A 14,469-nucleotide genomic window follows, 5' to 3' on the forward strand; every position below is an offset into this window, starting at 1 on the left:
TCAGTTGGCTTGGAGTTGTTTCAGGTACTCTTGCGCCAACTTGCTCCGCTGTGTGCGCTGCGGCTGTGGCGTCTGCTCAGCCGGAGGCAGCAGCGCTACCCATGCCCTCTCCACGGTTGTCAGGCAGGCGGCACAAAGCCTTGTGCTGTTGCGGATGTCTGAAATAAGCGTGCGCAGGTCCTGCAGCGCGTGTAAATGCTTTCCTGAACCCCGTAGCGCCTGCTGGGCTAACTCCTGGCCTGCGCGTTCCAGTAGTTGCGCGTCCGAAGATTTATACCTGTCCGTTTGCCTATAGCCTTGCAGCCAGGCCAGGGCCGCGCGGGTATGGGGTAATTTGATGTCTGTTTTGATGGATTGCCTTTCGGACAGTGGCGTGATCTTATTTAGCTCCCCCGACAGGCGCAGTTCGGGCTCTTTCAAGGGCGGAGCCTCAAAGCCGGTCTTGGCCACATACGCCCTTTGCGACTGCTGCACCTCCTTCAGCATCCGGAGGGCCTTGTACTCAAACGGCAGCGCCTCTTTTGGCTGGTGCGTGCGCAATCGCAGCTCGGCTTCCCACATCTGCGCCAGTGACCCTTTCAGCTTGGCCTTCACAGCGGGCTCAAAAAAAGTAGCCTCGCCCTCCTGGGCGTGCTTGTGCAGGTAAGGGTCGAGCAGCGCCTGTGCATCGTTAGGGTTCGCAAACTCAGGGTGATCGTGCCCGTCGCCAGCGCTGTGTTCAGCCTCCTCGTGGCCCTCTGCGCCCTCCGGAATGCCGCCTCCCGGCCCAATGCCCGACGAAGCCTCCTCGCCCAGAAACTTGCCATAACGTAGCCGTAGGAGCTTCTGGTCTACCCCGATGTTGTTGGAGCGCTCCTCAAAAACCGCACGGGAGATGCTTTTCTGCTCTTTCAGGAGTTTTTCGGTGTCGATGATGATCTGGCGCTGGCTCCGGAAGTACTCTGGCACCGGGTTCACGCCCATCGACATGTCAAAATCCGCCTCCACGATGGTAGTGTCCTCGATCTGCACAAAATATGTTTCGGAGCGGGTATAGCCGCGGTGAGTGTCCCAGGCTTGCACGTAAAAGTAAAGCTCGTCGCCGTAGGTCATACCCAGTTGCTTCAGGTCCAGCGTCTTGTTCACCGCAAAATTACGTGGTTTGCCCCTCAGGCCAAGGCTGATTTTCTCCTCTCTGAACTTCACCGCTTCGCCTGATCCCTTGGCCACCGTGGCAACCATGTTGGCCTCCCGGATGCCGTAATCGTCGGAGAGTTGGGCCTGGAGGGTTACGCGTTGCGGCTGCCCGAACAGAATCTCGGTGTACTGCTTGGGTTGCTGCACCTGAATCATGGGTGCTTCGTCCGGTATGATCTCGATGGTATAAAAGGCCGATTGTTGGCCGTTCAGGTTGAGGTGGTATACCGCTGGTGCCGAGAAGCTGCGCGACAGGGTATGCACGTTGCCTTTGGCCTTAAAATCCGTCGGCTGTGTTTCGTTCAGCACCAGTTGCAGCGACTTGGCAGGCTTGTTCGTCTGAATCTGCCAACTGACGGTGGCGCCCTCCTCCATGCGGAGGTTAGAGCTTTGTGCTTTGTAAGCGCTTTTGCCGGTATAGGCCGGAGGCGTGATGGTAATCTCCGTTTTTTCGATGACGGTGGCAGTATCGGAGGGTATGGCGGGGGCATCTGGAAATGCTACCTGCACGCTTTTCTCTTCTCCGGGAGTTGCCAGCGAAGCCGTGGGGAGGTATAGAATAACGGCAGCCAGAATCAAAGCCACCCCCATTGCCACATAGGTAACGGTGCCGTTTAGCCTGAAAACTTTCTTTTTCTCCGGATGAAGTTGTTGCAGCGTGGCGGCTACTTTCTGTTGCTGCAGGTGCTCCAGCAGATTCAGGTCAGTGGGTTGGCGGAGCAAAAGGGCGGTGCTTTCTTCCAACTCAGGGTACTGGCGGTTGAGGTGCCGGGCCACCTGCTCCAGGTTCGTTTTCCGGAGGCTGTTCCAGCGCCACACCACATAGCCTAAAGCCACCAGCATAAGAGCCAAGGCAGCGGCCAGCACAGGAGTTGCTGCCGGCCACTTAAGCAGTAGGGCTACCCCCACCGTGATGGCCGCCAGCGCTTGCCACGCATACAGCAGCCCTTTCGCCTGCAGGTATTGCCAGCGGATGCGGTGTAGAATCTGAGTGCTTTCTTCGAGGGCCATACTATACTTTTGCCTGCCTGCCGGCGATAACTCGTTCCATCAAAAATAAGAGAAAAGCTGCTAATACCACCCACGGCAAAAGCGACCTGCGTTGCCTGTCCGATAATGTTTGCTGGGTCAAAGCTGCTTTGCGGCTTGGGATAAGTTGCGTTTCATCCAGTGCCCGCATATCGTGGGCGCCAGCCGAGGGCTGCGGGAAAAGCAGCGGCAACAGCAGGTCCGGTAACTGGCTGCTCTGGCCTAAGCCACTCCAGTCTGGGGCAAACCCGCTCCGGAAACGGTATAATTGGCCCTTGCCAAGCGGCTGCACCGTGAGCAATGCCTCTCCGTTCGCCGCAGTCCAGACAGGGTGTTGCGCCTCGTCTGAGGCAATGGCGCTTGTCTGGTGTACAGGAATCACCTCCGTTGCGCTAGCCAAACGAGTATGACTTCGGGTAGGGTTGGCTGCAGGCTGTACCCACAAACGCAGCCCTCGCGTTGCCACTCGCTGCTGCAAGTGCTGCGGCACTTTTTCCTTTCGGAGCCAGAATACCCAGTCGGAGGCGGTATCCGGTGCTGTGATGGTATGGATGGGCAACCTGGTGTAGCTGCTGATAGCGCGAAGGGCGGCCTGCAGGTAGCGCAGTTCCGGCTGTTGTGCCGCATCCGCCAAAAGGGCTACTTGCAAGGGCTTCGCCTGCACTCGAACAGGGCTACTGCTTTTATCCGGAAGTACGGCTTGCAGCGTGTCGCTCAGGTGTTGCAGCGGCAGTTGTTGGTTATTTACGGTGATGCTTTTTGCTGTGACAGGTATAACATGACGGCTATAGGTCGTGCCATTGCGGGTACTATTCCCAAACACCAATAGCAGGCTATCGGGGGAGGTATGGACAGCCGCCTGCAACCAGGTAGACGTGGCTTCGATGGCAAGCGGCAGCCAGCGGATGTTTTCGGGTATGGTGGCCGGACGTGAGCCTGCAAAGTAGCGCTGCTGGTCGGAGGTAAAAAGCCAGACGCTGTCCTGCGGTTGTGGGTGCCTTTCGGCAAGAGTGGGGAGCAATGCCCAGTAGTTGGCACTTCCCGCTGTGCTGGAATCTGTTGCGGTGGTATTCAGCTGATGCCATTGCTCCGGTGTGATTTCGGTAAAGGCCGGGGTATAGGTATAAAGTTGGAAGCCGCGCTGCAACAGCGTGTCGATGGTGGAGGCAAGCTGGCTGCGTGTTGCGGCGGTATACAGCAGCTCGGGGCCAATGTATATGGCTTTCCGGGCATCGGGCGCTTGTGGCTGCTGCATGATAACAGGTTGCGCCAGTGCCACTGCCAGCAGCAGCAGGATAAGGCAGCGCAGCAGCAATAGCCAGACGTTGTTCAGTTTGATACTGCTCCAACGCTTGCTCGCCGAGGCCTCCAGCCAGCGCAAACTGCCTACTTTCACCGTCTTGCCCTGGCGCTTGTTCCAAAGGTGAATGGCGATAGGTATAAGGAGGGCGAACGCCGAGAAAAGCCAATAGGGTGCGAGAAAGGTCAAGGCGGAAGTATGAATTAGAAGTTAGTTATGGAAACGCTTGTCATTCCCCTACCCCCTTCAATGGGGGACTCTACACAGGTGTAATTACTCAAAATATAGTTTAGAATAATTTATCTGAAAAAATCCTCCTTTGAAGAAGGCAGGGTGAGGATTTGTCTTTAGGTTATATCAAAATCGCTTAAATCTTATTAACAATTCAACTATCAACCAAACAACAAGCGCTTCTGCAGGAAAGATCTTAGGGCTTTATCCAGCGGCTCATCCGTCACAAACCGGTCGTAGGCGATCTGGCGGTTGCGCATGTCACGCTCCGTTTGCTGCAGCCACTCCTGCAGTTGGGCAAGGTAACGGTTGCGCTGCTCGTTGGTGCTAACCTGCATGGTTTGCCCTGTCTCCAGGTCCTCGAACGTGAGGGTGCCGCTATAGCCAAAATCCAACTCGTTGCGGGCCATCAGGTGAAACAGCAGTAGCTCGTGCCGCTTTGTGCCTAGCCTGAGGAGCAGTTTCGTGATCTCGTCCTCCTGCTCATACAAGTCGGTTAAGAAAACTGTAAGTTCCTTTTGGCGCCTGTCGGCGAGCAGCTGGTTGGCGGCCTGCGCGTCAGGGAATTGCCCTTGCGGCTCTATCTGACTGAGTTGGTGCCAGAAGCGCTGCAGGTGCATGTTGTCGGAGCGAGGCGTGAGGTTTACCAACTGCCGCTCGTTCAGAATGTATAAGCCCACTGCATCGCCTTGCGAGGATGCCAGGTAAGCGAGCGAGGCCACCAGAAAACGGGCATAATCCAGCTTGCGCAGGCTATTTGCGTCTTGGTGGCCCATGGAGGCGCTGCCATCCAACACAAACCGCACCGTGATGTTGGTGTCTACCTCGGCCTCGCGGATATAGTAGCGGTCGGAGCGGGCGAACATCTTCCAGTCGAGCTGCCGCAGGTCGTCGCCGGGCTGGTAGCTGCGGTACTGACTGAACTCCAGCCCAGCGCCTCGCCGCAGGCTCTGGTTCTGGCCCGCCATAAAACCTTCCACCACAGTGCGCGCTAGCAGCGGCAGGTCCTTAATAGTGGCTAAAACTTCAGGCAGTATGAATCTCTCTTTAGACAAGGGTGCTGCGTAGCTTTAAAGGGTTTATATGGCTGTCGATGAGGGCCTCGTCCAGCAGGATGTTCACTCCCCCTACCAACTCCTGCCTGGCCTGCAGCAAGTATTTTTGGCTTTGGGAGTAAAGCAGTAAGGCGCAATCGTGCAACCGCCCCTTCTCGCCCCCCTTTGGGTAGCTCTGGTATATCTCAATCATCAGAATCGGGTCGGAGTAGACCTTGAGACTGGAGAGCTTGCCGAATTGCAAAGAGCCCTCCTGCCAGAGCGGCGCGCTGCTCACGTTCACGTCAAACTCATAATAGGTGCTGGCGTCTTTGGGACAGGTGCGGTAATCGGCGCTGATATTGATGTAGGTTCTGAATTTGCCGGGCGGCTGGTTGATAGTGGACAGCGCCACGGAAAAGCCGTTTGCCCAGAACACATAGCCTTCCGCAGCCGTCTCAACCTGCAGCTTATCAGAATAAAAAAAGTAGATCCGCTCCCCCAGTATGTTGCGTAGGATTTTGGCCTGCTCCTCCGAAATTTTAACTACATCTGCTTCCTCCTGCATACGCGTTGTCTTGTATGGTTTAAGCTGTATTTACGACAAAATGGCCTTTGGGAGCTTTACCTGCTGCAGCAATTCCTCCACCACCCTGTCTGGGGTAATGCGCTCTGCCTCCGCCGTGAAATTGACCAGTATGCGGTGGCGTAGCACCGGGTAAGCCATCGTCTGCACATCCGCAAGGGTAACAGCGAATCTGTTTTGCAGCAGGGCCCGTGCCTTGGCGGTCAGGATGAGGGCCTGGCCAGCTCGTGGGCCCGCCCCCCAGCGGCAGTATGTTTTCACGAAATCGATGTGCGTGGTGTCTGGGCGGGTGGCACGCACCAGGTGGTTTACGTGCTGCAGCAACTCCTCGCTGATGCTCACCTCCCGAACCAATTGCCGCATTTGCAGCACTTCCTCCCCCGACAAAACAGGTTGCACCCTTGCTTGCCGCGTACCGGTGGTGTTGAGTAAGATGTTAAGTTCCTCCTGCTCGGTGGGGTACTTTATTTTGATGAACAGCAGAAAGCGGTCTAGCTGCGCTTCCGGAAGCGGGTAAGTGCCCGCCTGCTCTATCGGGTTCTGGGTGGCCAGCAGGAAAAAAGGTTTTGGCAAGGGGTATGTTTTACCGGCATAGGTCACCTCATGCTCCTGCATCGCCTCCAAAAGGGCCGCCTGCGTTTTCGGCGGTGTCCGGTTTATCTCATCGGCCAGCACGATGTTGGAGAAGATAGGGCCTTCGTTAAACTTGAAGAAGCGCTTGCCCGTCGCGTGGTCCTCCTCCAGCACCTCGGTGCCGAGGATGTCGGTCGGCATCAGGTCGGGGGTAAACTGGATACGGCGAAAGTTAAGGTCCATGGCGTCGCTCAGGGTGCGCACCAACAGCGTTTTCGCCAAGCCGGGCACACCCTCCAGCAGGCCGTGGCCACCGGCCAGCAGCGTGATCAGTACCTCGTCCAGCACCTCCTCCTGCCCCACAATTACTTGCTGTATCTCCTGTTTTAGCTGTGGCAGCTTGCTGAGCAGGTGGTGTATGTTTTGTTCGGTCATTTTATGCGAGTAACTTTCAAAGCGCTGGCCTATGAACTCTGTTGCTAACCCAATGGCTATAAATAAGCCACTTGAAGCAAAAAGAGCAGGGAGCACTTTGCTACCTCAATATAACTAAACACGCATAGTTTGCCTAATCCCCTACTCTTTGGCAGGAATAAAATAATCATCGCTGCTATGAAGAATGATTTTGATACCGGTCGGAAGTATGGAAACGGCCTTAAGCAGTGTACAAAATCCAGCGCAGGATAACGGAGTATAATTCAGATAGATATAGTGATTGGGGAGGAAGAGATGGGTATGGTACAGCATGCTTGCCCAAAGGCTTTCAAGCCTAATATTCCTTATGTACCTCAGTCATGATCTGCACCATCTCGTGCTGGATATCGGAAGAAGAGGCCTTGAAATTGTTGTTCATGAAGCTGTAAACCAGTGTTTTGCCGCTTTTCGTGACAATGTAGCCGCTTTGGTTCTGCACATGTGCCAGTGTGCCGAGTTCTCCCAGCGCAGCAGGTATGTCCGATTTCAAAACCCTTAAATAATTATTGGAATTGCCTTTTTTAGCGAGCAAAGAGAACAGCTTTTCCTGCGATTGCTCTTTCAGCATTTTTTGAAGCAAAGCCACAAAGGTTCGGGGAGTGAACATGTTCATCATAGACAGGCCTGAACCGTCCACCCAGATGGGCTTGTCAGGTAAGTCGGCAAGGTAGGTGCTGAGGACATGCTGAATGGCGCGTTCCGTTGACAGGGTGTCTGCGATAGAACCTGAGCTCAGGATAAGCAGTTGCTCGGCAAGCAGGTTGTCATCCGTTTCAAGCATACGCTTGTAAATAGTGTCCGACGGAAGCCCGTACAGCACTGACGCGTCTTTAGGAACTGACCGTTCTATGAAGTTTACCGGGCGCTTGAGTGTATGCGAAAGTGACTGAAGCACGCTTTTATCCCATCCCCAATTGATGGCGTTCGATAACTCTGTGTGGGATGCGTTGATGTAGTATAGCTTCTCAGGCCGTGTCCTTAAAAAATCAAATGCTCTTGATTTCCTGATGTCATTTTGCGCAAGCGATACCTCACAAGGGTCCCAGAACAAAAGCGAATCACCCCGAACGGTGTATTTAAGCGCTGGTATCGAATCGCCGATCATTTTCTGGCTAGCGTAAAAAGTAAATAGCTTGGTATTTGATGCAGGCATAAAGTACTTGTCTGCATTGTGCTCCACCAGCATTCTACCTGCCTCCGGGTCATAGAGCGCGAAGCCGATAAAGCTTTGTCTGCGCTGCTCCATCTCTGCAATCTGCTTTTTTATGGCTGCGGGGGCAGTTTTCTGGCTATAAGGCGTATTTGAGCCACTCTGCCACTGGATGGTGCAAGAGGTGAAGAAAAATCCACAGTACAAGAACACTAAAATTGACCACCTTTGCTCTATTCTTCTCACCCTATCCATTTTTGTAATGTTTATTGGTGATAAACATCATGTTATATCTGTTGTGTCGGATACAGTAGCATGCTCCTTAAAGTCTGCAGAAGAGCAACCAGGCCCGTCGCAAACAATTGGTTTATACCTCTTTCAAAGATTTATCTTACAGTGCCACGTTAAAAGAAATGTACAGGCAAGGCAGTTTAAAAGTTGTCTTTTCAAACAAAAAATTGAATTTATGCCACCAAAATGGTAAAATTTAATTTAAAATATTATAAATGTATTGGCTGATAGTGGAATGAATAAAAAAGGAGAAGAATAGGAAATAACAAGGCTAAGGAATTAACCCATTAAGGCATATAAAATGATGTTCACGCCAAACTTGGTGTTGTCTTCGGCCAGCCAGCGTTTGTTGCGGAAGTCGTAGTCCCATTCGCAGCCATAGTCTTTGTTGCTGTAGAGCACCCCGATGCGGCCATTGATCTCGATGGCTTTCAGGTAATCATGCACCAGGTCGTCGCCCCATCCGTTGAGCTCGAACGAGGTGGTAGGCGGGCCTTCCTCAAACGTAAAGAAGGACTTGTACAGCTTGTGGCTATTGGGGATTTTCTTCAGCGCGCCCTGCCCGAAGATCTGCCGCATCTGCTCTTCAAACGAGCGGGCAAACAGCCCGTCGATGTCGTGGTTGCAATCATCCACAAACACAAAGCCGCCGTTGCGCACATAAGCCTCAAAGTTCTGCCGCTCCTTTTGGTTGAACTGCACCAGCTTGTGCCCGCTCATGTAACTAAAGGGGTATTTGAATAACTCAGCACTTTCCAGCGAAATGACCTTCTCCTGCTCCGCTACTTTTACGGTGGTATACTGGATGAGCGAATGCAGGATATTACTCGGCATCCGCGGATCAGTGTCCCAGTTGCCGGAGCGGTATTGCAGACGCACGAAGGTGAATGGTTGCACGGTGGGAGTTATGGGTCTTCGATTGAGCTTAAATAAACTGTCATCCCGAGCAACGTAAGAAATCTGTTATAAATTCACACCAGATCTCTCCTGTCGTCGAGATGACAGTAAGCATTGTATTATCCTTGTAATCTTCGGCTACGATTACACCGCATCCGAAAGGCTCGTGAACGTGAAGTCACGGATCTTCATGGGCGGGATCATGCTACCGCTGATACGCTGCGGCTTGCCCAGTGCCTCGAGGTTGTTAAGCATGATCACCGGACTTTCATTGAAGCGGAAGTTCTTTACCGGATACTTGATCTTGCCGTTTTCGATGTAGAACGTGCCGTCGCGGGTAAGGCCGGTATAAAGCAGCGTTTGTGGGTCCACGGTGCGGATGTACCATAGGCGCGTCACCAGTATACCGCGCTTGGTGCTCTTGATCATATCCTCCAAAGACTCGTTACCACCTTCCATAATGATGTTGCCGGGCGGTGGTACGGAAACCGCGCCTTTGTTAGAGGCCCAGTAGCGGGAGTTTGACAGGTTCTTCACCACGCCTTTGTCGATCCAGGTTACCTTCTGCTGGGGGCGGCCATCGCCCGCAAACGGAGCGGAAGGCACCTCCAGGTTATTGGGGTCGGAATATACCGTGATGCGCTCATCCACCAGTTTTTCGCCCAGTTTCGTTTTGCCACCTACCTTGCTCAGGAAGCTGCGACCCTCCTCTGCGTTTCGCTGGTCCATGTTGAAGAACATGTTCTGCAGTAGGTCGATGGAAGCGGCAGGCTCGAGGATAACGGTATACTTGCCAGGCTCCAGGGCTTTGGCGTTGCGCGAGTTGGCGGCCTTGTCGGCGGCTATCTGCGAGGCCTTGCCCGTGTCCAGTTTGCTGATGTCGCTGAAGTCCTGCGTTACGTAGCCAGAGCCGGTGCCGTCTTCGGTGCGCATGGTTACCGAAAAGTCCACTATAGTAGACGGGTGGTAGGCAAAGAGGCCCTTGTTGTTCATTTTGGCCGTGAAGTTGCTGTAGTGCTCCAGAAAGCCGGCGGCGGTCAGGCCTTTGGCCGAGGCTGCGGCGATGCTTTTCGCAGCGGCATCAGCGCGGTATGCCGGGTCAACCTTGTTGGTGCTCTCGAAAAACTCCTTTGTGGTAGCGTAAGTCTGCGGCCCGAGCAGCGCGATGTACTCCGGGCTCTCCGGGGCCAGTTTTGCGGTTTCCTCCGAGCGGCGAATCACTTTCTCCAGCGACTTATCGTCGAACTCGTTGATGGTGGCTACGCCGGAGCGCTTGCCAAAACGCGACTCCACCGACATCGACACATTTTCTTCTGCACCGCTCGTCGATACCTCGTTGCGGGCGTAGCGGATGTTACCGCCGGTATTGCCAGTGAGGGTAATCTCGCACTCATCGGCCTTTGAGTAGCTCAGCGCCTTTTTCAGGATCGCCTGTGCCTCTTCTTTACTTAATATTGCCATCTTTTAGTTTCCTGTTTTGATTTCAAACTGCATTACTGTTTCAGTTCTGAGTCGTGCGTTCTGAGTTATGAGTTGGTTTTCTCATTCTGTTGAGAGGTTAGGACAATGTTTTTGAGCATCCGGACCAACTCATCACACGCGCCGTGGATGCTGTTGAAGGCATCTGGCTTTATGAAATCTGAGTCTTTCAGCAGGCGCAGCCAATAGCTTGTTTCACGTGCCTCTTCTAGCGCGATTGCTGCCTGGTGCCTGAAATCCGCTTTGCTTTGGCCGCCCAGCGCTGCCTCTATATTTGCACCTATCAATGTGCCACTCCTTAAAATCTGCTTTGCCAGCACAAACTCCCGCTGCTCCTGCGTCAGGTGTTTGTATAGTTTGCTGATGCGCAGCGCGAAACTGTAAGACTTGACAGCAACTACGCTTTCGGCCATAAAACAAAGTATAACTCAGCACTCAGAACTCGCGACTCATTTAAATTTTACGGGCGGTGTTGATCACGTTCACGCCGTTGAAACGGGTATGGGCGGAACCGTGCGACACTGCGCTGATCTGGCTCGGCTGGCCTTTGCCGTCGAAGAACGAGCCGAACAGGCGGTAATCGCTCTCGTCGCAGGAGCCGGCGCAGGAGTTCCAGAATTCCTGGGTGTTGCTCTGGTAAGCCACATCCTCCAGCGGTCCGACAATCTTTCCGTTCTTGATCTCGTGGAAAGTCGTGCCGCCGAACTGGAAGTTATACCGCTGCTGGTCGATGGAGTAAGAGCCGCGGCCCGCAATGTAAATGCCCTTGTCCACGCCGGCAATCATCTGGTCCACGTTCATCTTTTGCTTGCCCGGTGCCAGCGACACGTTCGGCATGCGCTGGAACTGCACCGAGCTCCAGCTATCAGCATAGCAGCAGCCATGCGACTCTTTCTCGCCAATGATGTGCGCCTGGTCGCGGATGGCCTCGTAGTTCACCAGCACACCGTCTTTGATCAAATCCCACTTCTTCGTCTTCACCCCTTCATCGTCCCAACCAACATAGCCCAGTGAGCCCGGCTGCGTTTTGTCGGCGAAGATGTTCACTTTGTCAGAGCCATACTTAAAGTTCTTGGATTTCCACTTGTCCAGCGTGGCAAAGGAGGTACCGGCGTAGTTCGCTTCATACCCTAGCACGCGGTCCAGCTCCAGCGGGTGGCCCACCGACTCGTGGATGGTAAGGCCGAGGTGGTTCGGGTCGAGCACCAGGTCATACTTACCAGCCATCACCGACTTGGCCGTGAGTTTCTCTTTAGCCTGCTTGGCGGCTAGCTTAGCATCTTCCAGCATGTCGTAGGCTTTGCGGTAGCCTACCAGTCCCGTGCCCTCAGGGCCCTTTATCTTCTCCGATGTCTTCGGGATCATGTACTCATACCCCATCCCCATCGGGGCGCTCAGGGCTTCGCGGGTTTTGAACTTGCCCGAAGCCTTGTCAACAGCTGTTACCGTGAAGTTCGGCCAGATGCGGTGGATGTCCTGGTCGATGTAAGAGCCGTCAGTGGAGGCAAAGTACTTCTGCTCGTTCACCTGGAACAGGGCCGAGTTCACGAAGTTGGCCCCATTGTCCATGGCGGCGGCATTGGCGGCCAGCAGCAGGTCGGCCTTCTCTCCTACTGGTATCTCGAAAGCATTCTGTTCGATCGGGGTTTTCCAGGAAACCTCGCCATACCCCGGTACCGGTGCCAGTTGTACCGGCTCTTTCTGCAGCTTGGCGTTGGCCTTGGCAATGGCTACGGCCTGCTCAGCAGCCTTGGCCACGCCCTTGTCCGACACATCGGAGGTAGCGGCAAAGCCCCAGGTGCCATTGGCCAGCACACGCACACCCACACCATAGGACTCGGCGTTTACGATGTTCTGCACCTGCTTCTCGCGGGTGAAGATGTACTGCTGCAGGTAGCGGCCAATGCGCACGTCGGCGTAGTTGGCACCTTTCGATTTGGCGGCATTGAGGGCCACGTCAGCCAAACGCTTTTTAAGCGCAGGGTCTATTTGTTCTAAAAAGCGCTCCGGCGCTACGGTATCGCCGAAAACAGGAATAGAAGGCAGCATCAAGCCCCCAAACCCCAGTGCCGATAACTCTAGAAAATTTCTTCTTTTCAAAGTGAAGTAGGTTTAAAAGTAAAGTTTAGCGTTAGTTTTGGTAGCTAAGTATAACTAAATCCGGCTGCTTTTCAAAGTGCAACCATCCATATTAAGGCTAAGCCCGGCATTGTATAGATAAACACCGAATGGGCCGCTACTAACAACAGCAGGAAAAAGGAGGAAAACAAAAAAGCGCGGGGCCTGCAAAGACCCCGCGCTTTCTATAGCTAAGTTTTGTGTTTCAGCGTTAGTTGCTGCTGTGCGCCAGTTCTGCCACGGCATCTGTGGCAAGCGCAAAGTTAGAAGCAGCATCTACCTCAAAAGAGAAACCTGCTGCCGAGGCGAGCTCTGCACCGGGCTCCAGTACTTCTACTTTTACGTTGCCAATGCCTTTGCTGTGAAACTTCAGCTGGCGGGCGGCTACCTCGGATACATCAATGATGCGGTTGCCTACAAAAGGCCCCCTGTCATTGATGCGGACGATCACGGACTTGTTGTTGTCGAGGTTCGTCACTTTTACCTTCGTGCCGAAGGGAAGCGTTTTGTGTGCGGCAGTCATCGCGTGCTTGTTATAAAGCTCTCCGCTGCTGGTTTTTCTGCCATGGTACCGGCTCCCGTACCACGAGGCCCGGCCTTTTTGGGTGTCTGTGCTTTGTGCTAAAAGGGGTTGGCCAACGCCGATAAATAGAAAAATGATTACTGAAAAAAAGAAGCACTTTCTATTGTTTAACATATCAGTTAATAGTTGGTGAAGCCGCAAAGATAGGCGAAATTTCTTAAATGGGGCGTTTTAAGCCGTTTTTAGGCTTAGATCATGGAGGGATACAGCTTGGGCAGGCAAAATCGCTGTAGGTCTTATTTTGACAAAATGTACGTTTAGAGAAAGAACGGCGACTTTTTTATGTGGGCAAAGCAACGTATATTACTTATAAAAAATACAAAAAATATTTTTAGCTGAAAAACTGAAAAACCAGAAAATTCACGACAATCTGGCATGCCCGGCAGATTGTTTAGGCATGTGCACTGCTGCCGGCCGCGTGTTTTTGCAGTTGGTTTTTGAGACGGATATGTAACCTTTGCGCTATGGATTTTGGAAAGCTTCAAGACATCAGCCGGGTAGACTTTACCCTGCCCCCCACTCACCCCGACACTTTGCCATTGCTGCAGGCATCAGGGGCTTATACCAACCCGCAGGTATATGTAGGTTTGCCAGTATGGGTGAACAAAGCATGGGTAGGCAAGTACTACCCCGCCCGGATGCCGGAGAAGGAGTCGTTGCTGTGGTATGGCAAGCAGTTCAACACCATCGAGCTCAACAGCACGCACTACCATATCCCGAGCCCCGACACCATCGACCGCTGGCGGAACACCGTACCGCATGGGTTTAAGTTCTGCCCTAAGTTTCCGCAGCTCATCAGCCACGAAGCCGCCTTGCGCAGCACCCAGGATGTAACCGCTGCTTTCTGCTCCGCCATCGCCGGGCTGGAGGACAAGCTGGGAGAGGCCTTTTTGCAGCTGCCGCCCTACTTCGGCCCCAACCAACTGCCCGATCTTGAGGCTTTCCTCGCGTTTATACCCGAGAGCATCCCTATCACAGTGGAGTTGCGGCACGAAGGCTGGTTCACGGACAACGTGGCCAGCAGGGAGCTGTTCGAGGTATTGGAGAAGTATAAAGTTGGCACCGTGATGACCGATGTGGCGGGCCGCCGCGACGTGCTGCACATGCGCCTCACCACGCCCTCGGCCATGGTGCGGTTTGTGGGTAACGGCCTCCACCCCACCGACTACACCCGCATCGATGCCTGGGTAGTACGCCTGCAGGAGTGGTTTGCTCAGGGCCTGAAGCAACTCTACTTCTTCGTGCATGAGCCCGACAACACGCTGGCCCCGGAACTGGAAACCTATTTGGTGGAGCAGCTTAACAAGGTATGCGGTTTTGATTTGAAGCCCCCAAAGAGGTTTGTGCAGCCGGTGCAGGGGGAGCTGTTTTGAGGTATGAATGCAGGCGTATCACGACATGAGTAGCAAGACACAAGACGCTCTTGGGTATGGAGCACATCACCCCCAGGGTATAAATAAAGAAGCGGCTGGCCCAAAGGGGCAGCCGCTTCTTTTAATCAACATGCTATTGTCCTGTGTCTAACGTCTATTATCTAGCCTCTCAAAA

At 53.6% G+C, this 14,469-nt stretch carries 12 protein-coding genes; 1 reads left to right on the plus strand and 11 read right to left on the minus strand.

The window, feature by feature from the left end:
* The 11 genes from ACXYMU_RS00060 to ACXYMU_RS00110 all read right to left on the minus strand — a co-directional run bounded on the left by ACXYMU_RS00060 (position 1) and on the right by ACXYMU_RS00110 (position 13,035).
* A complete protein-coding gene (locus ACXYMU_RS00060; protein ID WP_458984300.1) occupies positions 1 to 2,187 on the minus strand; it encodes a DUF4175 family protein in 2,187 nt (728 codons plus the stop codon).
* A gap of 1 nt (position 2,188) precedes the next feature.
* Positions 2,189 to 3,694 carry a BatA domain-containing protein gene (locus tag ACXYMU_RS00065; protein WP_458984301.1) on the minus strand — a complete coding sequence of 502 codons (1,506 nt, stop codon included), beginning with the start codon at positions 3,692 to 3,694 and terminating at the stop codon, positions 2,189 to 2,191.
* Positions 3,695 to 3,897: 203 nt separating this feature from the next.
* Complete coding sequence (locus tag ACXYMU_RS00070; protein WP_458984302.1) at positions 3,898 to 4,791, minus strand: DUF58 domain-containing protein; 894 nt, start codon at positions 4,789 to 4,791, stop codon at positions 3,898 to 3,900.
* Positions 4,784 to 5,338 (minus strand): hypothetical protein, encoded by a 555-nt coding sequence (locus ACXYMU_RS00075; RefSeq protein WP_458984303.1) that lies wholly within the window; start codon positions 5,336 to 5,338, stop codon positions 4,784 to 4,786. Before ACXYMU_RS00075 ends, ACXYMU_RS00070 begins: the two co-directional genes overlap by 8 nt.
* 30 nt (positions 5,339 to 5,368) lie before the next feature.
* Complete coding sequence (locus ACXYMU_RS00080) at positions 5,369 to 6,364, minus strand: AAA family ATPase (protein ID WP_458984304.1); 996 nt, start codon at positions 6,362 to 6,364, stop codon at positions 5,369 to 5,371.
* A 334-nt stretch (positions 6,365 to 6,698) separates the two neighbouring features.
* Positions 6,699 to 7,808: a D-alanyl-D-alanine carboxypeptidase gene (locus tag ACXYMU_RS00085; protein WP_458984305.1), complete on the minus strand. Its 1,110-nt coding sequence runs from the start codon at positions 7,806 to 7,808 to the stop codon at positions 6,699 to 6,701.
* Positions 7,809 to 8,123: 315 nt separating this feature from the next.
* Positions 8,124 to 8,741 (minus strand): DUF4159 domain-containing protein, encoded by a 618-nt coding sequence (locus ACXYMU_RS00090; protein WP_458984306.1) that lies wholly within the window; start codon positions 8,739 to 8,741, stop codon positions 8,124 to 8,126.
* Positions 8,742 to 8,885: 144 nt separating this feature from the next.
* Entirely contained in the window at positions 8,886 to 10,202 is a 1,317-nt protein-coding gene (locus ACXYMU_RS00095) for a TldD/PmbA family protein (RefSeq protein WP_458984307.1), read from the minus strand.
* Between the two features lie 65 nt (positions 10,203 to 10,267).
* Complete coding sequence (locus ACXYMU_RS00100) at positions 10,268 to 10,633, minus strand: four helix bundle protein (protein WP_458984308.1); 366 nt, start codon at positions 10,631 to 10,633, stop codon at positions 10,268 to 10,270.
* A gap of 40 nt (positions 10,634 to 10,673) precedes the next feature.
* Entirely contained in the window at positions 10,674 to 12,320 is a 1,647-nt protein-coding gene (locus ACXYMU_RS00105; protein WP_458984309.1) for a TldD/PmbA family protein, read from the minus strand.
* A 229-nt stretch (positions 12,321 to 12,549) separates the two neighbouring features.
* On the minus strand, positions 12,550 to 13,035 hold the full coding sequence (locus ACXYMU_RS00110) for a septal ring lytic transglycosylase RlpA family protein (protein ID WP_458984310.1): 486 nt from the start codon (positions 13,033 to 13,035) through the stop codon (positions 12,550 to 12,552).
* Between the two features lie 350 nt (positions 13,036 to 13,385).
* On the opposite strand from ACXYMU_RS00110, the gene ACXYMU_RS00115 reads away from it, so the two are divergent.
* Positions 13,386 to 14,294, plus strand: coding sequence for a DUF72 domain-containing protein (locus ACXYMU_RS00115; RefSeq protein WP_458984311.1), 909 nt, complete (start codon positions 13,386 to 13,388; stop codon positions 14,292 to 14,294).
* Positions 14,295 to 14,469 lie beyond the last annotated feature (175 nt).

This window comes from Pontibacter sp. CAU 1760 (genome assembly GCF_054482735.1).

Coding starts and splice junctions, on each gene's coding strand:
- ACXYMU_RS00060 (WP_458984300.1), bottom strand. CDS start 2,187: ATGGCCCTCGAAGAAAGCACTCAGATTCTACACCGCATCCGCTGGCAA.
- ACXYMU_RS00075 (WP_458984303.1), bottom strand. CDS start 5,338: ATGCAGGAGGAAGCAGATGTAGTTAAAATTTCGGAGGAGCAGGCCAAA.
- ACXYMU_RS00080 (WP_458984304.1), bottom strand. CDS start 6,364: ATGACCGAACAAAACATACACCACCTGCTCAGCAAGCTGCCACAGCTA.
- ACXYMU_RS00085 (WP_458984305.1), bottom strand. CDS start 7,808: ATGGATAGGGTGAGAAGAATAGAGCAAAGGTGGTCAATTTTAGTGTTC.
- ACXYMU_RS00095 (WP_458984307.1), bottom strand. CDS start 10,202: ATGGCAATATTAAGTAAAGAAGAGGCACAGGCGATCCTGAAAAAGGCG.
- ACXYMU_RS00100 (WP_458984308.1), bottom strand. CDS start 10,633: ATGGCCGAAAGCGTAGTTGCTGTCAAGTCTTACAGTTTCGCGCTGCGC.
- ACXYMU_RS00110 (WP_458984310.1), bottom strand. CDS start 13,035: ATGTTAAACAATAGAAAGTGCTTCTTTTTTTCAGTAATCATTTTTCTA.
- ACXYMU_RS00115 (WP_458984311.1), top strand. CDS start 13,386: ATGGATTTTGGAAAGCTTCAAGACATCAGCCGGGTAGACTTTACCCTG.